Here is a 24,075-nt window from a genome sequence, read left to right on the forward strand (position 1 = left end):
TTGGTCCCGTCGGTGTGACGGGAACGGCGTAAATATAGCTTACGTTGGGTGGGGCGATGCGGAAGGGGGGCGGTGGGTTAGTCGTCACTATGGCGGTGGGCCGCTGCGTGCGGCGTGTTCCCCCTCGTGGGGGCACAGTGCCATAGGTTTGTGACGGTGGATAGCGGGTGGGTGTCAGGGCTTTTTGCTAGCGGTCGGTATGTGGCGCTTGGTCGGCGTGGCTGTTTCGCCGGCGTAGCTGGCGAGTCACTTTTTGTCCGAGCGACAAAAAGTAACCAAAAAACGCGTCGCCTGAGCGGCCGGCAATCAATTCCAGGGTGTTGGTGGTTCGCACGGTGGTGCTTGCCGTTCCGGCGTGGTTGCCCGTTCGACCCTGCTACGCCATGTGAGTCAGCGGCAGTGCCTGCGTTAACCCACTATTGAACGATCCCCATGCAGGGCGCAGGCCGCCTGCTGCGAGCGGCATCGCGGGGACGCCTACGGCTGCTGCGCGGGCTCAAAGTGCATCGTCGGTTTCTTCTGCGCTTGCGCGGGGCGCAGCCAAAGGCGTTGATGCGATGTCCGGGTGCCCTCAATCCGGCACCGCCATCACCCCACTCTTGAGCAGTGCAGCCACCAGATCCGACTGCGTCACCATCCCCACCACGCGCCGGTGGTCGTCGATCACCGGCGCGTGGTGCAAGCCGCCGTCCGAGAATGCCTGGGCCAACTCCACCATCGGCTGCTCGGGTCGGGCGGTGACAACGGCGCGTGTCATCAGGTCCCGCACGGTACCAGCCAGCCGCCGCGCACCGGTATCACGCTGCGCCGCAAAAAAATCGCTCTGGGTGATGATGCCTACCAGCCGCCGGGTGGCGTCCACTACCGGCAGGGCCTTGATACGGTGCCGCGACAGCAGGTGCCCGGCCTCATGTGCAGGCTGGTCCGGGGTCACCATGACCACGTCGCGCGACATGATCTCGCCGCACAGCACGTTGCCGAAGTGGCGCCGGTAGGCGCGCAACTGCGCGGCCACCAGGATCTGTTCGAGGTCGTCTTCTTCGATATCCAGGAATTCGCCGCGCACCTTCAGCGCAGCATCGAGGTCGGCGCGGGTGACGCCAACGCGCTGGGATGGCGGCACGTCCTTGGTCCCGTGCTGCATGGCAGGCTCGGGCGGGCGGTGCGGGTAGCGCCGCCGCGACAGGTTGTTGAAGGCCAGCGCCATCATCAGCAGCAGCATCGAATTGAACAGCACGGGCACGGCAACGAAGCCGAAGCCCAGCGCACTGACCGCCGGCCCGCCGAATACGGCGGTGATGGCCACCGCGCCGCTGGGCGGGTGCACGCAGTGGAACTGGAACATCAGGGCGATGGAGACGGCCACTGCGACCGCTGCGGCCAGGCCAGGGTCCGGGATCCAGCGCGCGCACGCCACGCCGACCACCGCGGCAATCAGGTTGCCGCCAATCACTGACCAGGGCTGTGCCAGCGGCGATGATGGCACGGCGAACAGCAGCACCGCGCAGGCCCCCATCGGCGCGACAAACCAGGGGTTGAAGCCGCCCAAGGTCTGGTGGCTGATCCATTCAGTGCAGAGCAGGCCCAGCAGGGCGCCCAGGCAGCTTTTGAGGCGCTCCTTGCGGCTGGCGGCAACGGGTAGCGGAACGAATGTGCGCAGCCATGCACGGGCATTCTGCGCCAGGGCAGCGACAGCGGGGGCGGTTGGCATTCTTGTGACGGGGGGCGCTTTGGAATGGTGCGCGTAATATATCACGGGGTGATATATTTGGCCGCCTTTGGTGCAGCGCATCCCAATCGTGGGGCGTGATGCACCGCACAAGCGCATGGCGGCACTGGGCGTGGCGCGCCTGCCGGTGGTGGGAAGCGCCGGGACCTGGGCGGGTCCCTTTACTTGTAGGTCGACAGCAGGATGCTGGTCTCGGTGGCGCTGATGCCATCGATCAGCCGGATCCGGTCCAGCGCGCGGTCGAACGCTTCCAGTGTGTCGGCGCGCAGCTCGGCAATGATGTCCCAGCGGCCGTTGGTGGTATGCAGCGCTTGCACATTGGGTTCGCCGCGCAGCGCCTGCAGCACGGTGCGGGCCTTGTTGCCTTCCACGGCAATCGTCATCCAGGCGCGGATGCGGTGCGCTTCGGCCTCGGGCCGCAGGCGCACCGTGTAGCCAACGATCACCCCTTCCTGTTCCAGTTTGTCGATGCGGTTCTGCACGGTCGCGCGCGACACGCGCAGCGCCTGCGCCAGCGCCGTGACCGGCATGCGCGCGTTGTCGCGCAGGAGTGAAATCAACTGGTGGTCGGTGGCATCCATGGGGTGGGCAAACAGTCTTTTCAAAGCGCCAGCATACGCTGGCATTTTGATAAATGCCTCGCGCAAATTGCGCAATTTGCTGGCTATTAGTTAACACCAGCTTGCCCGAGAATTCAATCGAGCGATTGATTTCCCGAAACCTGCCATCAAAAAAGGAGCCCCCGTGACCCACTCCCCCACGATCCTGCTGGTCGAGCCGACCTTCTACGACGTGTCGTACAGCATCAATCCGTGGATGGACCCGGCTGCCTGGGCACGCGACCCGCGCGGCATGCACCGCAGCGCGATGCAGTCGTTCGACGCGCTGCGCGAGGCGCTGGGCCGGGCCGGCTTTGCGGTCGAGGTGGCCCCCGGCGCGCCGGGGCTGCCCGACATGGTGTTCCCGGCCAACGCCGCGGTGGTGCTCGATGGCCGCGCGTTGCTGGCGCGCTTTCGCTACCCGCAACGCCGTGGTGAAGAAGCGCCGTTCGCCGACATCTTCGGCAGGCTGCGCGAACGCGGCCTGCTCGACGAAGTCGCGCTGCTGCCCGAGGGCTGCTTCCAGGAAGGCGCGGGCGACTGCATCTGGGATGCCGGCCGCGGCCACTTCTGGGCCGGGTTCGGTCCGCGCTCGTCGCATGAGGCAGCCGTCGCGGTGTCGAACTACTTCGGCAAGGACGTGGTGGCGCTGGAACTGGCCACCGAGCAGAGCTACCACCTGGACGTCTGCTTCTGCCCGCTTTCCGGCGGCGAGGTGCTGTACTACCCGCCGGCCTTCAGCGAAGCGGCGTTGCGCGAACTGCGCGCGCGCGTGCCGGCGCGGCTGCGCATCGAGGCCAGCGCCGACGACCTGCGCCACTTCAGCGTCAATGCCGTCAATCTCGACGACCAGGTGGTGATGACCCGCACCACGCCGCACCTGCGCACCGAGCTGGGCCGGCGCGGCTACCAGCTGCATGAGGTCGACCTGTCGCCCTTCATGCTGTCCGGCGGTGGCGCCTATTGCATGACGCTGCGCCTGGATCGCCGCAGCGGGCCGGGCATCGCCGCGGTGGCGGCCTGAGTGCAGGCATCGCACAGACAGCCAAGGAGACGGTCATGAAAAGCACCGCCCGATCCCTGTTCCTGGACGCCAGTGACGTGGCCCGGCTGGTGGCCACCATCGGCCCGCAGGCCGCCATCGTGGACCTGGCCGGGCAGGTCCGGCAGGCCTTTCTGCGCTGGCACGACTTCGACAAGTCCGCGCGGCTGGCGAGCCATTCCGCGCGTGGCGTGATCGAGCTGATGCCGGTCAGCGACGGCATCCAGTATGCGTTCAAGTATGTCAACGGCCATCCGCGCAATGCGCAGCATGGCATGCCGACGGTGATGGCCTGCGGCCTGCTGGCCGAGGTGGAAACCGGCTTCCCGCTGATGCTGGCTGACCTGACGCTGGCCACTGCGCTGCGCACCGCGGCCACCTCGGCGCTGGCGGCGCGCGCCATGGCGCGGCCCGGTGCGGCGACGATGGCGCTGATCGGCAACGGCGCGCAGGCCGAGTTCCAGGTGCTGGCCTTCCAGGCGATGCTGGGCGTGCGCGAGATCGCCGCCTATGACATCGATCCCGCCGCCACCACACGGCTGATGCGCAACCTTGGTGGCGTACCCGGACTTTCGATCCGGCGTGCCGAATCGATCGAGGCCGCGCTGGCCGGGGCGGACATTGTCTCCACGGCCACCGCCGACAAGACTCGCGCCACCATCCTCACGCCGGAAATGGTGCGGCCCGGCATGCACCTTAATGCGGTTGGCGGCGACTGCCCCGGCAAGACTGAACTGCACCCCGATATCCTGCGCCGCGCGCGCATCGTGGTGGAATACGAAGACCAGACGCGCATCGAAGGCGAGATCCAGCAGTTGCCGGCCGACGCGCCGGTGACCGAGCTGTGGCAGGTGCTGGCCGGCCACGCGCCCGGCCGCGCGGCGGCGGACGAGGTGACCGTGTTCGATTCGGTTGGGTTTGCGCTGGAAGACTACGCCGCGCTGCGCTGGCTCTACACCGCAGCGCAGGCGCACCGGGCGGGCAGGGCGGTTGAGCTGGTGGCGATGCCGCCGGATCCGCGCAACCTGTACGGCTGGATGATGGCGCAGGCCGACGGCGACGAAGCCGGGCTGGCAACGCCGCGGCAGGCGGCAGTGGCCTGAGGCTGCAAGCGATGCCGGGGCCGGCATGGCCCCGGCGCAGCCGTGCTCAGGCGGTGCGGCCCATCATCAGCTGGGCGCGCAGGAAGCCCTTGACCTCTTCCAGCGACGGCGTCTTCAGGAACACCATGATGCCCCAGTGCTGCAGGGCATCGGCCACGCCTTCATAGGCCTGGCGGTTGGTGATCACGGCGAAGATCACGTGCTGGCTGGCAAAGAAATTTTGTAGCTTCTCGATGGTGGCCGACTCGGCGTCGTTCAGTTCGTCGACGTAGTACAGCACCACGCGCGGATGCTCGCTGACCGAGGTGATGACGGTGTCCAGCACATCGTCGACCACCACGCTCTTGAGCGGCAGCCCCCACTTGGCAAGCTGGCCGTGGATGCGCTGCGCTTCCTGGTGGTTGGGGTGGAATACCACCAGGTCCAGGCCGTGCGGCGACGCCGATTCCGGCCCGATGCGCGTCGCCAGCAGGCGGTGCACGGTCTCCTTGTGGATGCGCCGATGGCCGCCGTTGGTCTTCCAGGCGCCAAGTTCGCCGCGCTCGACCATCTTCTGGACGGTGCCCAGAGAGACGTTAAGCAGTTTTGCCGCTGTACGCGTGCTGTAATAAGGCTTTTCAGCCAGTGCCGGATCCAGTTTCATCCCATCACCCGTGGTCCTGAAGGCAGTCGCGCCGGGACGGCGCCCGCGGCGCCAGGCACATGCGCCGCGCGGTTGTCACTGCCAATGGTTGACTGACCCTTTGTCCTGACCCGCTCCCCCGCCGGCCGGACGGCTTTCTTTATAAATTTGTTGTTTCTTTCATTTCCAGCCGATCAGCGACTTTCTGGACGTATTGAAGATCTCAGACTCGGATCTGCTGGAAGCCAATAATATGCCGCAAACGCCAATCCATCTGTAAGAAAAAACATAAATCCATCGCGTATTGGTTGTTTAACGCACATTGGTGCTTGCAGGCAGGCACGACAGTAACGGAGACATTGTCCTGCCCCGGTGGTTCCCCGGGGTTCGACGCAGCTCTGAAGCATCCGCTGAATACAGCGGGCGCTTCAGAGTTCTGTCGTGACATGACAGATTGCGCGGCATGGCCGGCGCGACTGTTCCCGATTCCCCGGCCACGCTTCAAAGCCCGTACTTGCGCACCTTGTCGAACAGCGTGGTCTTCGCCACGCCCAGGGCTTCGCTGGCGCGGCTCAGGTTGCCGTCGTGGCGGCGCATGGCATCGGCAATCAGTGCGCGCTCGAATTGCTCGACTGCCTGCGCCAGCGGCAGGGCTTCGGGAGCGGTGGTGCCGTGGCCGGGGTTGCAGCCCAGCCCCAGCACATGGCGCTCGGCCAGGTTGCGCAGCTCGCGCACATTGCCGGGCCATGGGTAGGCTACCAGCGCGGCCAGCTCGGCCGGGGTCGCGGGCACAGCCTCGCGGTTGAAGCGCAACGCGGCCTGCGCGACGAAATGCTCGAACAAAGCTGGCACGTCTTCGCGCCGCTCGCGCAGCGGCGGCAATTCCAGCGTGATCACGTTCAGGCGGTAATACAGGTCGGCGCGGAACTGGCCGGCATCGGAGAGCGCGCGCAGGTCGGCCTTGGTGGCGGCCACCACGCGCGTGTTGACCGGCACCGGCTGGTTGGAGCCAAGCCGTTCCACCACGCGTTCCTGCAGCACCCGCAGCAGCTTGATCTGCAGCGGCATCGGCATGCTCTCGATCTCGTCGAGAAACAGCGTGCCGCCTTCGGCGTGTTCGATCTTGCCGATGCGGCGGCGCGCGGCACCGGTGAACGAGCCGGCTTCATGGCCGAAGATCTCGCTCTCGAACAGCTGTTCTGGCAGGCCGCCGCAGTTGATGGCAACAAAGTTGCGCGCGTGGCGCTGGCTGGCCTCATGCAGGCAGCGCGCCACCAGTTCCTTGCCGGTGCCGGTCTCGCCGTGGATCAGCACATTGGCGTCGGTGCCGGCCAGGTCGGCGATCAGGCGGCGCAGCCGCTCGACCGTGGGCGAATGGCCGATCAGGTGGGCTTCCAGCTTCTGGCGGCCCGCCAGCCGTTCTCGCAGTTCTGACACTTCCAGCGCGAGCCGGCGTTGCTCCAGCGCGCGGCGCGTGGCGTCCACCAGCTGCTCGGGCGAGAACGGCTTTTCCAGGAAGTCGTAGGCGCCTTGCTTCATCGCCTGCACCGCCAGCCCCACGTCGCCATGGCCGGTGATCATGATCACCGGCAGCGCGGGGTCGCGCTCGCGCAGTTGCGCGAGCAGCGCCATGCCGTCCTGGCCCGGCAGGCGAATGTCGCTGACGACCACGCCGGCATAGCCCGGCCCGGCCTCGCGCAACGCGGCCTCGGCGCTGCCCACGCCACGCGTGGCAATGCCCTCCAGGCGCAGCGCCTGCTCGCAGCCCAGGCGTACGTCGGCATCGTCCTCGACGATCAGTACAGTCAGGTCAGCCGGCATGCTTTGCGTCCTGTGGGTTGGCGTCGTGCGGCGCCAGCGGCAGCACCAGCGTGAAGCAGGCGCCGCCGTCCGGGTGGTTGGCGGCGGACAGGCTGCCGCCGTTTTCATTGAGGATGCCGGCCGACAGCGTGAGGCCGAGCCCCAGCCCTTGCCCGGCGGGCTTGGTGGTGAAGAAGGGCTCGAACAGTCGTGCGAAGGCTTCCTCGGACAAGCCGGCGCCATTGTCGCGCACGGTCAGGTGGACCATGGCGCCCGCCACGTGCGCGTGCAGCGCAATGCGCGGCGCGGGCTGGCCGGCGAGGGCATCGAGCGCGTTGCCGAGCAGGTTCACCAGTACCTGTTCCAGGCGGTTGGGATCGCACACCACCGCCAGCGTCGGATCGACATCGCGCTGCAGCGCGGGTTGGACCGCGTCCACGCGCGTCTGCAGCAGGAACAATGCGTTGTCCACCGCTTCGGCCAGCCTGGCCTGGCGGCGGCCGTTGCCGGACTTGCGTGCAAACGACTTGAGCGCGCCGGTGATGCGGCCCATGCGTTCGACCAGCCCGATGATGGTGTCGAGGTTGGCGCGCACGGTGGCGTAGTCGCCGCGCTCGAGGAACTTGCCGGTATTGCCTGAGATGGTGCGCAGCGCCGCCAGCGGCTGGTTCAGCTCATGCGCGATGCCGGTCGACATCTGCCCCACGGCGGCCAGCTTGCCGGCCTGCAGCAGCCCGTCCTGGGCCTGGCGCAGCACGGTCTCGGCACGGATGCGTTCGGCCACCTCGGCCTGCAGGCGCTGGTTGGAGGTGGACAGGTCGGCGGTGCGATCGGCCACCTTGCGCTCCAGCTCGCTGTTGGCCGCCTCCAGCGCGGCGCGCGCCGCCAGGCGCTCGTTGACGATGCGCCGGCGCACGTTCCACGCCGCCCCCAGCAGCAGCACGAAGGCGCTCAGCACGCCGGCCAGCGCCGCCGTGTTGAGCGCGGCCACGCGTGCCTGCGAGGTATTGGTCAGCAGCGTCAGCTGCCAGTCGGTGCCGGGCAGCGCGGCATGCTGCGCCAGCATCGGCGGGCCGCGGCGCAGGCGCACCAGTTCGTCGCTGCTGCTGCCGTTGCCGTTGTTCAGCTTGCGCACCAGGGTCAGCGGCAGTTGCGGCAGCGGGGCGCGGTTGTACTGCAGGCTGCGCATCAGGCGCTCGCGCGCCTCGGGTGACAGGGGGCGCAGCGCGGCCAGCTTCCATGACGGGTCCGAGGCCAGGATCACCACGCCGTTCTCGTCGGTCAGCAGCATCTGGCTGTCGGCGCCCTGCCAGCGGTTCTCCAGCGGCTCCAGGCCAATCTTGACCACCGCCACGCCGACCGGGTTGTCGCGCTCGCCCAGCGGCGCCGACAGGTAGTAGCCCGATTCGCTGCGGGTGGTGCCCACGCCGTAGAAGCGCCCCAGCTGGCCGTCCATGGCCGCCTGGAAGTACGGGCGGAAACTCAGCGCTTCGCCCAGGTAGCTGTCCGGGCGCTGCCAGTTGCTGCTGGCCAGCACCTTGCCGTGCGCATCCAGCACATAGATCACGCGCGTGCCGGCGCGCGTATTGAGGGCGCTCAGGTAGTCATTGGCGCGTGCCGCGCGGGCGGCGTCGTCCGGGCGCAGCAGCAGCGCGGCGATGCGCTCGTCCAGCGACAGCAGGCCGGGCACGTAGTCGTAGTGCGCCAGCTCGCTTTCCAGTGCCTGCGTGTACAGCCGCAACTGCACCTGGCCGCGTTCGGCCTGGCGCGCCAGCGCGGTGTCGTAGCTGTAGCGGTAGCCGAGCGAGCCCGCCAGGCCCACCAGCATGGCCAGCGCCAGCAGCGCGAGCAGCGGCGCAAGGCCGCGCAGGCCGTGGGGCAAGCGCGAGCCGGTGGGTGCGGCGGACGCGGGTGCGGTGGCGCGGGTGGTATCGCCGGGAGGGTGTAGCGGACCGGTCATCAGGTGTTGGGTGAGGCAGGTGGCAAAGCCGCCGCGCGGACCAGAGGGGCAGGGGCCGGCGCGGGTGCCTACTTTTACCACACCAGGGGGGCGGTGCCGCGCCAGAATGCAAAAAGGCCCGGTTGCCGTATCGGCAACCGGGCCCTGGCACGCCTGGCGGACGGTATTACTTGCCCGCGAGGACCTGGGCAGGTGCCAGGCCGGTGGTGGTATCCGCGGCGGGTTCATCCTCCTCGGACGGTACCGGCGCGCCGATGGCGTCTTCGCTTTTGGCGACGACGGCGGTGGCAATCGCATTGCCGAGCACATTGGTCACGGTGCGACCCATGTCGAGTACGTGGTCGATGCCCAGCACCAGCAGGATGCCGGCCTCCGGCAGGCCGAACATCGGCAGCACGGCGGCGACCACCACCAGCGAGGCGCGCGGCACGCCGGCGATGCCCTTGCTGGTGACAAGCAGGACCAGCAGCATGGTGATCTGCTGGGTCAGCGACAGCTCGATGCCATACACCTGCGCCACGAACAGCGCGGCAAACGAGGTGTACATGATCGAGCCGTCCAGGTTGAACGAGTAGCCCAGCGGCAGCACGAAGTTGGTGATGCGCTCCTTGACGCCGAAACGGGTCAGCTGGTCGATCACTTTCGGGTAGGCCGATTCGCTGCTGGCGGTGGCGAAGCCGATCATCAGCGGCGCGCGCATCTGCTTGAGCAGGCGGAACACGTCACGGCCCAGGAAGAAGTAGCCGCCGGCGATCAGCGCCACCCACAGCAGCGCCAGCGCCAGGTACAGGCTGCCAATCAGCTTGGCGTACACGACCAGCACGCCCAGGCCCTGCGCGGTGATCACCGCCGCGATGGCGCCGAACACGCCAACCGGGGCAAACGCCATCACGTAGTTGGTGACCTTCAGCATCACCGTGGCGAGGCCTTCGATGCCTTGCAGCACGGGCTTGCCCACGCCGTCCTTGACCGTGCCCAGCGCAAAGCCGAAGAACAGCGAGAACACCACGATCTGCAGGATCTCGTTGTGCGCCATGGCCTCGACAAAGCTCTTGGGGAACATGTGGGCGATGAAGTCGCGCAGGTTCAGCGCGCCGGTCTTCAGGTTCGAGGCCGCGTCAGCCGGCGGCAGCGGCAGGTTCATGCCGTGGCCGGGTTCCAGCAGGTTGGCCATCACCAGGCCCAGCAGCAGCGAGGTGATCGAGGCGCCAATGAACCACATCATTGCCTTCAGGCCGATGCGGCCCACGGCGCGGCCATCGCCCATGCTGGCGATGCCGGCCACCAGCGTGGCGAACACCAGCGGGCCGATGATCATCTTGATCATCCGCAGGAATACATCGGTCAGGATGGACAGGTGGTCCGCAATCGATTTGGCGGTGGCGGCGTCCGGCGCCATGTTGTGCGCGGCGGTGCCGACCAGCACGCCGAGCAGCATCGCAATGAAGATCAGGGTGGGCAGTCGATTCAGTTTCATCGTGGATCAGGCCTGTGCGTCCGTCTCCTGTGGCAGGGACGGGCGTCTGTGTATTGCGGGAAGGCTGGGCGGCGATGTCGGGGCGCCGGGCCGGCCTTGTCGTGGTTCAGCGCGGCAACAGGTGCCGTGGGTTCGCCGGAGTGGCGAAGGGGGTGGGCAAGGCGGGGTCGGTCATGTGTGTGTCCTCCTTTGTTTTTGGCATCGGCCGGGACGCCGGGCGGCGTGCCGGCATACCCGTCTGGCGCTGTAAGCGGCGGCCTATATTGCACGCGCCGTGCCAGCCCGAAAGGGCTGCAGGAGTTGTGCAACTTGTTGAATACAAAGGAGAAAAAGATGTGATTCCGGCGCCAGATTCGGGAATCCGGACCGGCATGCGAAAACGCCGTTCGGGAATCCGAACGGCGTTCTAGGTGTTAACCCGGGGTTTTGAGGTGCTGGCAGCGGGGGAAGGTGGGGCGTTTGCCGGCGTCACAGGGCTGGAAAAAACGAGGGCCTTGCTTGATGTGGTTCCTGGCCAAACCACCCTCTCCCCATGAGGGGAGAGGGAGAACACCTTGCTTAGGCTAGCTCGGGCGGCTTTGGAGCACCCTTTGCAGGCGCCGGGGAACTCATTTCAGCCGCCGTCCCAGCGTTTCCGGCACCATTGCCAGGCCGATCAGCGATACCAGGCCACAGCCGATCACATACAGCGCGGGCGCATTGGCGTCACCGGTGACCTGGATCAGCCGGGTCGAAAAATACTGCGCAAAGCCGCCGAAGATCGCGATCGCCACGCAATACGCGATCGACAGCCCGGTGGCGCGCAGCCGCTGCGGCAGCACCTCGCTGACCAGGACCATCGAGGCCGGCGCGGTCATCGACATTGGCACCGACAGGCAGCCCACCACCACCAGCAGGCGCGCGAGCGACGGCTCGGCGTTGATCAGCACGAAGGCCGGGTAGACCATTGCCAGCAGCGCCACGCGCGACCACAGCACCACGGTCTTGCGGCCGATGCGGTCAGCCAGCCAGCCCGCGAACGGCGACAGCACCACCTGCACCAGCGCCGCCACGCACGCGGCCCAGATGCCCAGCGACAGCGGCATCTTCAGCACGCTGACCGCGTAGTTGCTGAGGTAGTACACGACGATATAGGTCGAAGAGGCCAGGCCGATCATCAGCAGGATGCTGGCGATGATCTCGCGGCCATGGCGGCGCAGCAGCGGCCATTGCGCGGCGTGCTCGCCGTGGCGCACGGGCGCGGCGGTTTCTTCCAGCCGGCGGCGGATCACCAGGCCGACCGGGATCACCAGGATGCCGATCAGGAAGGCGAGGCGCCAGCCCCAGGCTTCCAGCTCGGCCGGCGCCAGCACGTTGCTCAGCACCAGGCCTGTGATCGCGCCCAGCAGCGCCGCCAGGCCCTGGCTGAACGGCTGCCATGCGGTATAGAAGCCACGCGTGCGGTCATCGGCGTATTCCAGCAGCAGCGCGGTCGATGCGCCCATCTCGCCGCCGATGGCAAAGCCCTGCACCAGCCGCGCCACCACCACCAGCACCGGCGCGAGGATGCCGATCTGCGCGTACGGCGGCGTCACCACGAAGATCAGCGAGCTCAGCCCCATCAGCCACAAGGTCAGCGCCACCGCCGGCTTGCGCCCGGCGCGGTCGGCATACATGCCGATCAGCAGGCCGCCCAGCGGGCGCATCAGGAAGCCGACGCCAAAGGTGGCGAACGACATCAGCAGTTGCCCGGTAGGGTTGTCGACCGGAAAGTAGAGCCGGCCGATCAGCGTGGCAAAGAAGCTGTAGACGACGAAATCATAGAACTCCAGGCCATTGCCGATGGTAATCGCGGCAATGGCGCGCGTGCGTGACAGTTGCGCCTGGGGCGCAGCGACCGCCACGCCGGCGGTGGTGTCGATGGACATGGGTGTCTCCGTAAAACGATAAGGCGCCGGCCGGGGCGCACGCGGCGGCCCGGCGGCAGAACGGCTCTTGCTGGCCGCGGGATCAGTCGCGCGATGCGTGGTTCAGCATCGGCAGGTCCAGGCCCTGCTCGCGCGCGCAGTCGACGGCGATCTCGTAGCCGGCGTCGGCATGGCGCATCACGCCGGTGGCCGGGTCGTTGTGCAGCACGCGGGCGATGCGGGCGGCGGCTTCATCGGTGCCGTCGCACACGATCACTACGCCGGAATGCTGCGAGAAGCCCATGCCCACGCCGCCGCCATGGTGCAGCGAAACCCAGGTGGCGCCGCTGGCGGTGTTGAGCAGCGCGTTCAGCAGCGGCCAGTCGGACACGGCGTCGGAGCCGTCCTGCATGGCCTCGGTCTCGCGGTTGGGGCTGGCGACCGAGCCCGAATCCAGGTGGTCGCGCCCGATCACGACCGGCGCCGACAGCTCGCCGCTGCGCACCATCTCGTTGAAGGCCAGGCCCAGCTTGGCGCGCAGGCCCAGGCCCACCCAGCAGATCCGCGCCGGCAGGCCCTGGAAGCTGATGCGCTCGCGCGCCATGTCGAGCCAGCGGTGCAGGTGCTCGTCATCGGGGATCAGTTCCTTGACCTTGGCGTCGGTCTTGTAGATGTCCTGCGGGTCGCCCGACAGCGCGGCCCAGCGGAACGGGCCGATGCCGCGGCAGAACAGCGGGCGGATGTACGCGGGCACGAAGCCGGGGAAGTCGAAGGCATTGGCCACGCCTTCTTCCTTGGCCATCTGGCGGATATTGTTGCCGTAGTCGAAGGTCGGCACGCCCATCTGCTGGAACGCCAGCATGGCGCGCACATGCGCGGCCATCGACGCCTTGGCGGCCTTGACCACCGCCGCCGGCTCGCGCTGCGCGCGCTCGCGGTATTCGTCCCAGCTCCAGCCGGCCGGCAGGTAGCCGTTGAGCGGGTCATGCGCGCTGGTCTGGTCGGTGACCATGTCCGGGCGCACGCCGCGGCGCACCAGTTCGGGCAGCACCTCGGCGGCGTTGGCGCACAGCGCGATCGAGATCGCCTTGCCTTGCGAGGTGTAGCGGTCGATGCGGGCCAGTGCGTCGTCAAGGTCGGTGGCCTGCTCGTCGACATAGCGGGTCTTCAGGCGGAAGTCGATGCGGCTCTGCTGGCATTCGATATTGAGCGAACAAGCGCCGGCCAGCGTGGCGGCCAGCGGCTGCGCGCCGCCCATGCCGCCCAGGCCGGCGGTCAGCACCCAGCGGCCCTTCAGGTTGCCGCCGAAATGCTGGCGGCCGGCTTCGACGAAGGTCTCATAGGTGCCCTGCACGATGCCCTGGCTGCCGATATATATCCAGCTGCCGGCGGTCATCTGGCCATACATGGCCAGGCCCTTTGCATCGAGTTCGTTGAAGTGTTCCCAGTTGGCCCAGTGCGGCACCAGGTTGGAGTTGGCGATCAGCACGCGCGGCGCGTCGCGATGGGTGCGGAACACGCCCACGGGCTTGCCCGACTGCACCAGCAGGGTCTGGTCGTCTTCCAGGCGGGTCAGCGCTTCCACGATGCGGTCATAGCATTCCCAGTTGCGGGCGGCGCGGCCGATGCCGCCATAGACCACCAGTTCCTTCGGGTTCTCCGCCACCTCGGGGTCGAGGTTGTTCATCAGCATGCGCAGCGGGGCTTCCGTGAGCCAGCTCCTGGCCGTCAGCGTGGTGCCGCGGGGGGCGCGGATTTCGGTGTCGCGGAAACGCGTGGGGTTGGTGGTGGTCTTGGTCACGGGAACTCCTTCGGTCGTGCAGTCGGGAACGCTCGCTTTTTTTGGCGATGCATAGGCATGTATAGTCCTGTATATACAGGCATGTATGAATCGGTGTAATCCCGTAGGACGGATGAGCCTCAATACGGCGTTTTAGTCACAATGGAAGCGGAGCACCGGGGAGGGCGGACATCTGGCCTCGTGACTGGCGCCGGATCTAATCACGACCCGGCGGCCTGGGAGGCCTGCGCGTCACGCTGCCGGCATCCGGCAAGGAACACATCCAGCGCCACCGGACGCCCGATCACATACCCCTGCGCATAGTCCACCCCGATCGCGCGCAGCGCATCGAGGGTGCGTTCATCCTCCACCCACTCCGCCACCGTGCGCACCCCCAGCCGGTGCCCGATGTCGTTGATCGAGCTGACGATCTCGCGGTCGACCGCGTTGTCGGCCAGTTGCCGGATGAAGCTGCCGTCGATCTTCAGGAAGTCCACCGGGAACTGCTTCAGGTAGGCAAACGACGACAGGCCCGAGCCGAAGTCGTCCAGCGACACGGTGCAGCCGGCGCGCCGCATCTCCGTCACCAGCCGGTTGGCCGCGGCCATATTGTTGATCAGCGCGGTTTCCGTGATCTCCAGCCGGATGCGGCTGGCGGGCAGCGCACTGGCCTCCAGCTCTGCATGCAGGAAGGGCAGCAGGAAGGGCTCGCCGAGCGAGTTGGCGGACAGGTTGATCGATACCGACAGCCCGGGCACGGCGCCCAGGCGTTCGCCGTAGCCGCGCAGCACGTTGCGGATGACCCAGCGGTCGACGTGGCCCATCAGGTCGTAGCGCTCGGCGGCGGGAATGAAGGCACCGGGCATGATCAGATCGCCGTGCTCGTCGACCATGCGCACCAGGATCTCGATATGGCAGTGTTCGGCGCCGTCTTCGTTCTCCTCCGGCTGCAGTGCGCGGATCTCCTGCGCGAACAGGCGGAAGCGGTTCGCTTCCAGCGCCGAATGGATGCCGGCGGCGACTTCCAGCTCGCGGTGGTGGCGGCGCGCATCGCTCTCGTCGCGGCGGTAGACCGAGACGCGGCTGCGGCCGGCGGCCTTGGCGGCGTAGCAGGCCACGTCGGCGCGGCTCATCAGTTCGCTGACCGGGGGCACGTCCAGGTCGATCGCGGCGATGCCGATGCTGGCGCCCATGTCGTACACGCGTCCTTCCCACGGGAAGCGGCGGCCGCGGATGGCGTCGATCACGCCCTGGCAGACCTGTTCGGCCTGGTCGACGGTGCAGTCCTTGAGCAGCAGCGCGAACTCGTCGCCGCCCAGGCGCGCCAGCACGTCGTCGGGACGCACGTGGTTGCGGATCATGTAGCCCAGTTCGCGCAGCAGCACGTCGCCGGCGCCGTGGCCGGCGGTGTCGTTGACGATCTTGAAGCGGTCCAGGTCGATGAAGCACAGCGCGGCGCGGTGGCCGTGCAGCCGCGCCGCGTCGCAGGCTTCGCGCAGGCGCTTCTCGAACCAGGTGCGGTTGGGCAGGCCAGTGAGCGCATCGTGCATGGCCGAACGCGCCAGCTCGCGCTGCAGCGCGCGCGCGGTGGTGATGTCCTGGAACACCAGCACCGCGCCCAGCACCTCGCCGCGCGCGGTCAGCACGGGAGCGGCCGAGTCCTGCACGTCGTGGCGCTCGCCGGTCAGGCTCTGCAGCACGGCGCCGTCCTGCAGGTAAGCCGGCGCGAGCGTGCGCAGGCAGGCTTCGACCGGGCTGGGGATGGGGTCGCCGGTGGCTTCGTCGACGATGCGGAAGACCTGCTCCAGCGGCAGGCCGGTGGCGCTGGCCATGGTCCAGCCGGTCAGCTGTTCGGCGATCGGGTTCATGAAGGTCACGTGCATGGCCGCATCGGTGCAGATCACCGCATCGCCGATCGAGCGCAGCGTGATGTGCAGGCGTTCCTTCTCTTCGAACAGCGCCTCGGTCAGGCGCCGCTGCTCGGTGATGTCCCAGTTGGTGCCGACCAGGGCCTGCGCGGTGCCATCGTCGGTGCGCGTGACCATGGCCATCGCGCGCACGTGGCGCACGTCGCCGCCGGGGCGTGCGATGCGGTATTCGGTATCGAACGGCGCCTCGCCACGGATGGCTTGGCGCATCTCGCCGCTGACGCGGCTGACGTCGTCCGGATGCAGCATCGCGATCCATTGCTCCACCACTGGCGTGCCGCCCGCGGGGTCGGTGCCGTGCAGCGCATGCATGCGCGCATCCCAGGTGACGCCGGCGCTGGTGAAGTCCCACTCCCAGATGCCCACGCCGCCGGCTTCAGCCGCCAGCTGGATGCGGCGTGACAGCCGTTCCAGCTCTTGCTGCGCCAGCTTGCGCGCGTGGATGTCTTCCACCTGGGTGATGAAGTGCTGCGGCTCGCCGGTCTGTTCGTCGCGCACCAGCGACACCGCCAGCAGAACCCAGCGGTAATGGCCGTCCTTATGGCGGTAGCGCTTTTCCAGGCGGTAGGACTCGATCTTGCCGGACAGCAGGTTGTCGACCTGGCGCAGGTCGCCGGTCAGGTCGTCGGGGTGGGTCAGCTGCTGGTAGCTCAGCTCGTGCAGCTCGGCCGCGCTGTAGCCCAGCAGCTCGGTCATGGCGCGGTTCACCGTCTGGCAGCGGCCGTCCATGCCGACCAGCGCCATGCCGATGGCTGAATGCTCCATGGCCTGGCGAAAGCGCTTGTCGCTGCTGCGCAGGCTGGCGCGGCCGTGCCGGTTCTGCTCGGTCAGGTAGGCGATGCAGACCGGGAACACCATGATCACCGCCGCCGACAGCGGCACTGCTTCATGGCGGTGCGCGAGCAGCATCAGCGCCTGCAGGCAGAGTGTGGCCACCAGCGTCAGCAGCGCGGTCGCAAACGGATTGCCGGCCAGCGCCACCAGCACCAGCGGCAGCGACATCGCGGCAAACGGGTCATGGCTCTGCCACTGCGCAAAGGCGCCGATGGCCAGGCACAGCGCCAGCGCGCCCGCCTGCGGCGCCAGCACCGGCCGCGCGACGGCGGCGCGCACGCGCACCTCCGTCATCGACAACATCATCGGCAGCAACAGCGCCATGCCGAGCGCGTCGGCCTGCCACCACGTCCACCAGACCGAGGCGAAGCTGGTGCCATGGGTCGCGGCGATGGCCATGGCGCCGGCGGTGGCCCCCAGTGCCGGCGCCAGGATGCCGCCCACCGCCAGCATCACCGCGAAGGCGGCCAGCGGACCGTGGCGCCCCAGGACGGCATGCCGGTCCAGCAGGCGCAGCAGCCCGAGCGCGAACAGCATCTCGGCCAGGTTGGCGCCGGTCAGCATCAGCGCGGTGGCGACGCTGTCGCCGGCCGCATGGTTGGCCAGCACGCTGGCGCCCAGCATGCCGGCCAGCAGCCACGGTCCCTCCGCGCGCGGCCGGTGCAGCAGCAGGCCCAGCCCGAAGGCGTTGGGCAGCCACACCGCCGCCACGGTACCGGGCAGCCGCGCCAGCCACAGCGCAGCCGCCGCCAGCACGAAATAGCCGGCGCCGGCCAGCAGCAAGGGCAGCCAGCGGCGCTGCGGGGCAGGATGGTCGTTGGCGGCCTGGTGGCTCGGCGGGGCCGTGTGGGGCGTCATGGACGAGAACGATGCAAAAAGGCGGTGCGTCTGGGTGGGAGGAGGCGGCTTGCCCGGCGCGCCCGGGCGGCACGGCCCCGGATGCGGGGACGGAATGCCGCCCAGCGTAGGGGCAATGTAGCGAGGATAAGGACGCGGCCATTGGCAGGACAGGGGGCAGGTTGGGGGCTATCTTGGCACTGGTGCTGGGGGCGATTTTTTGGTAGGGACCGTCAGGCATGCGGGTAAGCCAGTTCATAACCTCACGGGTAATCGCGCCACGGCCCCGCCGCGCCCATCATGCAGCCATGGCCTGACCTGAGGCCGCTATACGGATTCCCAACCAAGACCAGGAGTACGCCATGTCTGCCGCCATCCAAGCCCAAGTCACTGCCGATCCCACCACCCTTGCCGACCGCTACCTCGCCGCCTGGAACGAGACCGATGCCGCGCGCCGGCGCGAGCTGATCGCGCTGGCGTGGACGGAATCGGCAAGCTATGTCGATCCGCTGATGCGCGGGGACGGCCATGCTGGCATCGACGCGATGATCGTCGCGGTGCAGACGAAGTTCCCCGGGTTTCGCTTTACCCGCGTGAGCCCGGTCGATGCGCACGGCGAGCACCTGCGCTTTACGTGGGAACTGGCCCCGGCGGGAGAGCCGGCGCTGGTGGTCGGCACCGACTTCGCCACGATTTCCGCCGATGGCCGGCTGGCGCGCATGACCGGCTTCATCGACCGGGCCCCGGCCGGGCTGGCCTGACCGAGGCGCGCGCCGCCGCTATGTGGCCTGCCCCACCGACAGCCCCCCGCCCACTGGCGGCAAGCTGCTGCATCCAGTGCGGCAGACAGGGGAAGGCAAATGGCGCGATTTCTGCGGGTGGCGGCATGGGGGCTGGCCGGCACGGCTGTCGCCGTGGCCGTGGGGGCCTATGCCGCGGTATGGGTCGGCGAGCGCAAGGCGTCGCGCATTGTCGAGGTCAAGGTTTCACCCATCGCCATCCGTGAAGATGCCGCCGGCATCGCGCTCGGCAAGTACTTGTTTGAATCGCGCGGCTGCATGGAATGCCACGGTGCCGGCGGCGGCGGCAAGCAGGTGATCGACGACCCCGGCGGCCTGCGCGTGCGCGCGCCGGACCTGACGCGCGCCAATCCGGACATTGCCGCCTACCAGCCGGTTGACTGGGTACGGAGCATCCGCCATGGCGTGGCGCCCTCGCACCGGCCGCTGCTGATCATGCCCAGCGAGGACTACAACCGCCTGAGCGACGAGGACCTGGGCGCGCTGGTGGGCTACCTGCGCAGCCTGCCGCCGGCGATGGGGGCGCCCGCGGAAATCCGCATGCCATGGCTGGTGCGGGCGCTGTACGGCGTGGGCATCGTGCAGGACGCGGCCGCCAAGATCGACCACAGCTTGCCGGTGCAGCCTGCAATGGTGCCGGCGCCCACGGCCAGGTACGGCGGCTACGTCGCCAATGCGTGCCTGGGATGTCACGGGCCGGACTTCCGCGGCGGCAAGATCCCGGGCGCGCCGCCCGACTGGCCGCCCGCGGCGGACCTGCGCCCCGTGCCGGGCGGCGCCATGTCGCGCTACGGCCAGGCTTCGGCCTTTATCGCGATGATGCGCAGCGGCAAGCGCCCAGATGGCACCGAAGTAAGCCGCGTGATGCCGTTCGATTCGTTCGGACGCATGAACGATACCGACCTGACCGCGCTCTATCTGTTCCTGGCCGGCATGCCGCAGCGCTGAGCGCGCGCGTCAGCGCCGCGCCAGCCGCCGGCCGGCGGCGATGCCGGGCAGCTCCACCCAGCGGTGCAGCAGTAGCGCCAGCGCCAGCGCCAGGCCGGCATCGATGGCAAAGCGCAGCAGTTGCAGCGCGGTCTGGCCGGGCGCCAGTTCGGGCATCAGGCGCTTGACGCCCTCGATCACGGTGGGGTGCGTCAGGTACAGCGCATACGACAGTTCGCCCAGCCAGACCAGTACGCGCGGCACGCGCAGCACGCCGGCGTGCTCGGCCGCCACGGCGCCGGCCAGTAGCGCCGCCGCGGGCAGCCCGCGTCCGGCCAGGCTGAAGTCGGGCCCGACCAGCGGCAGCGACAGCGCGAACGCCGCGCAACCGGTTGCCAGCATGCCCACCGCGATGGCCGGCGTCAGCAGGTGGCGCCAGCGCGCGTAGGCCCACGCCAGTCCGCAGCCCAGCAGGAATTCCAGCACCAGCGGATTGCTGGCCATGGCCAGCCACGGCGTGGCGAACGGGTAGCCCTGCGTCGGATCTGCCGCCAGCGCGCCGAAGCGCCACCACGGCAGCACCAGCGTGGCCAACGCGAAGACCCCCAGCACCACCAGCAGCGCGCGCCGCCCGGCCAGCAGCAGGCCGAGCGCGAAGGCGGCATAGAACGCCAGCTCATAGTTGAGCGACCAGCCCACGTACAGCGCCGGGTAGCCATAGTACGGCGCGTGGCCGGTGGCAGTCGGCAGGAAGGCCAGCGACGCCGCGAACACCGCCGGCGTGACCGGATTGAGCAGCAGCGCATGGATGGCCGACATGGTCCAGTACGGCGGCGCCAGCCGGCAGCAGCGCCGGATCATGAAGCTGAGCGGGCGCTCGGGCTGGGGCCGCGCCAGCACCGCGACCCAGGCGATGATGAAGCCGCTGATGACAAAGAAGACGTCCACGCCGACATGGCCGCGCTTGATCACGTTGTCGGTCAGCCAGTTGAGCGCCGGCGCATCGGCGCCGCCCAGCGCCAGGCCGGAGTGGTAGACCACCACGAACGCGGCGGCCAGCCCGCGCAGGGCCTGGATGCTGTCGAGCCGCGCCACTGACGGGGACTGGGCCGCCGGCACGCGCGTGGCAGCGGTGGCGTGCGGGACCGGTGCCGCGGAGGCGCCGGAATAAGTGTGTTCTGGAACAGTCGATGGCACTGTTGCGGCGGCAGAAATCGGAAAGCGAAGGGATTCATGAGGGACAGCCGCCACATGCCCAAAGTTCGTGCAAAACGGCTTCGGGGGCAGGGTAGTGCGCATGGTGTCCGGCAAGGTGACCGAAATTGCACTATCCTCATTTGTCCTTTGCGCCAGGCTGCGGCGCATGGGCAGTGCCCGCGCGCCGCACGATTGCGCCCGGCGGGGGCACTGGAAAGAACCAGCGGGCAACGTACCCAAGGAGTGTCCCCCCATGACCACCCTCAATATCAACGTCAACGGCAAGACCCGTGAAGTCGACGTGGACCCGTCCACGCCGCTGCTGTGGGCGCTGCGTGACAACCTTGAAATGACCGGCACCAAGTTCGGCTGTGGCATGGCCGCATGCGGTGCCTGCACCGTGCACGTCAACGGCCAGGCTACGCGCAGCTGCGTGACGCCGGTATCCGCGGCTGGCGGCGCGCGCATCACCACCATCGAAGGCATCGGCACTGACAAGGTCGGGCGCGCCGTGATGGACGCCTGGCTCAAGCACGACGTGGCGCAATGCGGCTACTGCCAGAACGGCCAGGTGATGAGCGCCATCGGCCTGCTGCGCACCAAGCCGCGGCCCACCGACGCCGACATCGACCAGGCCATGGCCGGCAACCTGTGCCGCTGCGGCACGTACCAGCGCATCCGCGCGGCGATCAAAGACGCCGCCCGTGCGCTGGCCTGAGCGGGAGGAATGATAATGCGAATCCGAGGCATCGAGGCACTGGCCGGCGGCCAGGGCGGCAATGATGGCGAAGCGCGTCAGCACACCGGTATCGCCACGCTGGACCGCCGCAGTTTCCTGAAGCTGACCGGCCTGGCCGGCGGCGGGCTGGCACTGGGCGTGGCGCCGCTGGCGCAGGCGCAGGCGCAGGACGCGGCCAGGCCCAGGACCACAGCGCCGGCGCCGCAGGCGTTCCTGATCATCGCGCCGGACAACACCGTGACCGTGGCCGTGAACCGGCTCGAGTTCGGCCAGGGCGTGCACACCGCGCTGCCGATGGCGCTGGCCGAAGAGCTGGACGCCGACTGGCGCAACGTGCGCGCCACGCTGGCACCGGCGGGCGACCCGTACAAGGACCCCGCCTTCGGCATGCAGATGACCGGCGGTTCCACCGCGCTGAACCACTCGTTCGAGCAATATCGTGAACTGGGCGCGCGCGCCCGCGCGATGCTGGTGGCGGCGGCCGCGCAGCAGTGGAAGGTCGATCCGGCCAGCTGCAAGGTGGAGCAGGGCGTCATCACGTCCGGCAGCCATCGTGCCACCTTCGGCGAGCTGGCGCCCGCGGCGATGGAGCTGCCCGTGCCGCAGCGGGTCACTCTGAAAGACCCCTCGCAGTTCCGCATCGTCGGCAAGCCCACGCCGCGGCTGGATGCGCGCGGCAAGATGGACGCGACCACGCCGTTCGGCATCGACACGCACCTGAAGGGCATGGTGGTGGCCGTGGTGGCGCGCCCGCCGCGCTTTGGCGGCAAGGTCAAGAGCTTCAGCGCCGACAAGGCGCGCGCGGTGCAGGGCGTGCGCGGCGTGCTGCAGGTGCCGGTCGACCGCGGCGGCAGTGGCGTGGCGGTGATTGCCAGCGGCTACTGGCCGGCCAAGATGGGCCGCGATGCGCTCGAGATCCAGTGGGAAGACGCGGGCTCGAAGGTGTCGTCGCAGGCGCTCTTCGACGAATACGCAAGGCTGGCCGGCCAGCCCGGCACGGTGGCGCGCGCGGGGAGCGGGGATATCGGCTCGGCCATCAACGGTGCCGCGCGCAAGATCGAGGCCGACTTCCGCTTCCCGTACCTGGCGCACGCGCCGATGGAGCCGCTGAACTGCACGCTGCAGCCGGAAGTGGCCGGCGGCAAGGTGCAGTCGGTCAAGGTCTGGGTGGGCTCGCAGTTCCAGACCGTCGACCAGGCCGCGGTGGCGCGCACGCTGGGGCTGGCGCCGGACAAGGTGGTGCTCAACACCATGATGGCCGGCGGTGGCTTCGGCCGGCGCGCGGTGCCGACCTCGGACTACATCGTGGAAGCGGCCAACGTGCTCAAGGCCTGGGTAGCCGCCGGCCACACCGAGCCGCTCAAGGTGGTGTGGAGCCGCGAGGACGATATCCGCGGCGGCTACTACCGACCGCTGCATCTGCACCGCGCCCGCATCGGGCTGGATGCGCAGGGCAAGGTGGTGGGCTGGCAGCACACCATCGTCGGTCAGTCGATCCTGAAGGGCACGCCGTTCGAGCCCTTCATGGTCAAGAACGGCGTCGACGCCACCATGACCGAAGGCATCGTCGAGAATGACTATGACCTGCCGCTGCAGATGTCGGTGCACCATCCGCAGGTGGACGTGCCGGTGCTGTGGTGGCGCTCGGTGGGCAATACGCATACCGCCTTCGTCAAGGAAACGCTGGCCGATGAAATGGCCGCAGCCTCGAAGCAGGACCCCGTGGCATTCCGCCTGGCCCGGCTCGACGAGAAGAAGCACGCGCGCCACCGCGCCGCGCTGCAGCTGGCGGTGGACAAGTCCGGCTATGGCAAGCGCAAGCTGTCCAAGGGCCATGCCTGGGGCGTGGCCGTGCACGAGTCGTTCAACACCGTGGTGGCCTACGTGGTCGACGTCTCGGTGGTGAAGGGCGAGCCGCGCGTGCACCGCGTCACCGCCGGCGTGCATGCCAACCGCGTGGTCAACCCGATGTCCGCCGAGGCCCAGATCCAGGGTGCCTGCATCTTTGGGCTGGCCATGACCAAGCCGGGGTTTGCCATCGAGATCGAGAACGGCGCCGTGAAGAACAGCAACTTCCCGGACTATCCGCCGCCGCGCATCACCGATGCGCCGGTGGTGGACGTGTTCTTCGTGCCCTCGCAGGAGAACCCCACCGGCCTGGGCGAGCCGGGCGTGCCGCCGATCGCGCCGGCAGTGGCGAACGCGCTGTTCACGCTGACGGGCAAGCGCCAGCGGCAATTGCCGTTTGTGATGGCTTGATGGTCTGACCGCAGCCGGCCGCCGAAGGGGAGGTGCAGCCGCATCGCGCATCCCCCGAATGCGGCTGGCACGCGCTATTTGTTGTAATCGCACCAGTCTTTGCCGGGCCGTGGCTCCACCCTATTGCGTTTGCGCGGCGAGCCGCGTAGAACGGGAAAAACTGCGCGCAAGGAACAGCGCGGAAAAAAATACGCCAGCACCGCCCTGCCGCCGCGTTTCGCGGACCGGGGGCGTGCCCGGAGACCGAGGTGTGATCATGGAGACCCAGGAAAGTACGCTGACCCTTGCGCTGATGACCGAGCCCGCGCGGATCCGGATCTGCCGGGCGCTGCTGGAGGCCGGCGAGGCGGGCCTGCCGGCCACCGACCTGGCGCAGGTCGCACGGCTGAGCCTGGCGCGCGCCGGCCACGTGTTCCTGGAACTGGTGCAGGCCGATGTGCTGGCGCTGTCGATCCAGGAGCGCCGCGTTTGCTACGTGCTCAAGGCGCGCCGCGCCGTGACCGAGGCACTGGGCTATATCGACGCCAGCGGACTGGCCGACTGATCCTTGCGGCGT

At 68.5% G+C, this 24,075-nt stretch carries 17 protein-coding genes; 7 read left to right on the forward strand and 10 right to left on the reverse strand.

Going from position 1 to position 24,075, the window contains the following annotated elements:
* Positions 1–571: 571 nt before the first annotated feature.
* Together AC3WRI_RS21665 and AC3WRI_RS21670 are read right to left on the reverse strand one after the other, a co-directional pair.
* On the reverse strand, positions 572–1,711 hold the full coding sequence (locus tag AC3WRI_RS21665; protein WP_010813069.1) for an HPP family protein: 1,140 nt from the start codon (positions 1,709–1,711) through the stop codon (positions 572–574).
* A gap of 179 nt (positions 1,712–1,890) precedes the next feature.
* Positions 1,891–2,310 carry an Lrp/AsnC family transcriptional regulator gene (locus AC3WRI_RS21670; protein WP_010813068.1) on the reverse strand — a complete coding sequence of 140 codons (420 nt, stop codon included), beginning with the start codon at positions 2,308–2,310 and terminating at the stop codon, positions 1,891–1,893.
* Between the two features lie 163 nt (positions 2,311–2,473).
* On the opposite strand from AC3WRI_RS21670, the gene AC3WRI_RS21675 reads away from it, so the two are divergent.
* Positions 2,474–3,352, forward strand: coding sequence for a dimethylarginine dimethylaminohydrolase family protein (locus tag AC3WRI_RS21675; RefSeq protein ID WP_439671316.1), 879 nt, complete (start codon positions 2,474–2,476; stop codon positions 3,350–3,352).
* 35 nt (positions 3,353–3,387) lie between these two features.
* Positions 3,388–4,473 carry an ornithine cyclodeaminase gene (ocd, locus tag AC3WRI_RS21680; protein ID WP_439671317.1) on the forward strand — a complete coding sequence of 362 codons (1,086 nt, stop codon included), beginning with the start codon at positions 3,388–3,390 and terminating at the stop codon, positions 4,471–4,473.
* A gap of 46 nt (positions 4,474–4,519) precedes the next feature.
* Here ocd and AC3WRI_RS21685 read toward each other — a convergent pair whose 3' ends face one another.
* The 7 genes from AC3WRI_RS21685 to AC3WRI_RS21715 form a co-directional block, all read right to left on the reverse strand.
* Positions 4,520–5,116 carry a helix-turn-helix domain-containing protein gene (locus AC3WRI_RS21685; RefSeq protein ID WP_010813065.1) on the reverse strand — a complete coding sequence of 199 codons (597 nt, stop codon included), beginning with the start codon at positions 5,114–5,116 and terminating at the stop codon, positions 4,520–4,522.
* Between the two features lie 480 nt (positions 5,117–5,596).
* On the reverse strand, positions 5,597–6,916 hold the full coding sequence (locus AC3WRI_RS21690) for a sigma-54-dependent transcriptional regulator (RefSeq protein ID WP_010813064.1): 1,320 nt from the start codon (positions 6,914–6,916) through the stop codon (positions 5,597–5,599).
* Positions 6,906–8,855, reverse strand: coding sequence for a sensor histidine kinase (locus AC3WRI_RS21695; RefSeq protein ID WP_011614654.1), 1,950 nt, complete (start codon positions 8,853–8,855; stop codon positions 6,906–6,908). Before AC3WRI_RS21695 ends, AC3WRI_RS21690 begins: the two co-directional genes overlap by 11 nt.
* Positions 8,856–9,021: 166 nt before the next feature.
* Positions 9,022–10,332, reverse strand: coding sequence for a dicarboxylate/amino acid:cation symporter (locus AC3WRI_RS21700; RefSeq protein ID WP_010813062.1), 1,311 nt, complete (start codon positions 10,330–10,332; stop codon positions 9,022–9,024).
* Between the two features lie 608 nt (positions 10,333–10,940).
* A complete protein-coding gene (locus tag AC3WRI_RS21705; protein WP_439668595.1) occupies positions 10,941–12,239 on the reverse strand; it encodes an MFS transporter in 1,299 nt (432 codons plus the stop codon).
* Between the two features lie 82 nt (positions 12,240–12,321).
* The gene (hutU, locus tag AC3WRI_RS21710; RefSeq protein ID WP_011614656.1) at positions 12,322–14,019 is read right to left on the reverse strand and encodes a urocanate hydratase; all 1,698 of its coding nucleotides are present in this window, start codon (positions 14,017–14,019) and stop codon (positions 12,322–12,324) included.
* A gap of 200 nt (positions 14,020–14,219) precedes the next feature.
* Entirely contained in the window at positions 14,220–17,618 is a 3,399-nt protein-coding gene (locus AC3WRI_RS21715; RefSeq protein ID WP_011614657.1) for a diguanylate cyclase, read from the reverse strand.
* Between the two features lie 341 nt (positions 17,619–17,959).
* Between AC3WRI_RS21715 and AC3WRI_RS21720 the strand changes: the two genes are divergently transcribed.
* Positions 17,960–18,358, forward strand: a complete 399-nt coding sequence (locus AC3WRI_RS21720; RefSeq protein WP_011614658.1) for a nuclear transport factor 2 family protein — start codon at positions 17,960–17,962, stop codon at positions 18,356–18,358.
* A gap of 99 nt (positions 18,359–18,457) precedes the next feature.
* Positions 18,458–19,345, forward strand: a complete 888-nt coding sequence (locus AC3WRI_RS21725; protein ID WP_010813054.1) for a c-type cytochrome — start codon at positions 18,458–18,460, stop codon at positions 19,343–19,345.
* 9 nt (positions 19,346–19,354) lie between these two features.
* On the opposite strand, the gene AC3WRI_RS21730 is transcribed toward AC3WRI_RS21725, so the two are convergent.
* A complete protein-coding gene (locus AC3WRI_RS21730; RefSeq protein WP_041687179.1) occupies positions 19,355–20,443 on the reverse strand; it encodes an acyltransferase family protein in 1,089 nt (362 codons plus the stop codon).
* A gap of 331 nt (positions 20,444–20,774) precedes the next feature.
* Between AC3WRI_RS21730 and AC3WRI_RS21735 the strand changes: the two genes are divergently transcribed.
* The 3 genes from AC3WRI_RS21735 to AC3WRI_RS21745 all read left to right on the forward strand — a co-directional run bounded on the left by AC3WRI_RS21735 (position 20,775) and on the right by AC3WRI_RS21745 (position 24,063).
* Positions 20,775–21,239, forward strand: coding sequence for a (2Fe-2S)-binding protein (locus AC3WRI_RS21735; RefSeq protein ID WP_492294062.1), 465 nt, complete (start codon positions 20,775–20,777; stop codon positions 21,237–21,239).
* A 15-nt stretch (positions 21,240–21,254) separates the two neighbouring features.
* Positions 21,255–23,519, forward strand: a complete 2,265-nt coding sequence (locus AC3WRI_RS21740) for a xanthine dehydrogenase family protein molybdopterin-binding subunit (protein WP_492294064.1) — start codon at positions 21,255–21,257, stop codon at positions 23,517–23,519.
* 256 nt (positions 23,520–23,775) lie between these two features.
* A complete protein-coding gene (locus tag AC3WRI_RS21745; protein WP_037023964.1) occupies positions 23,776–24,063 on the forward strand; it encodes a hypothetical protein in 288 nt (95 codons plus the stop codon).
* Positions 24,064–24,075: the final 12 nt, after the last annotated feature.

The sequence above is a fragment of the Cupriavidus sp. FW305-27 genome (assembly GCF_058787995.1).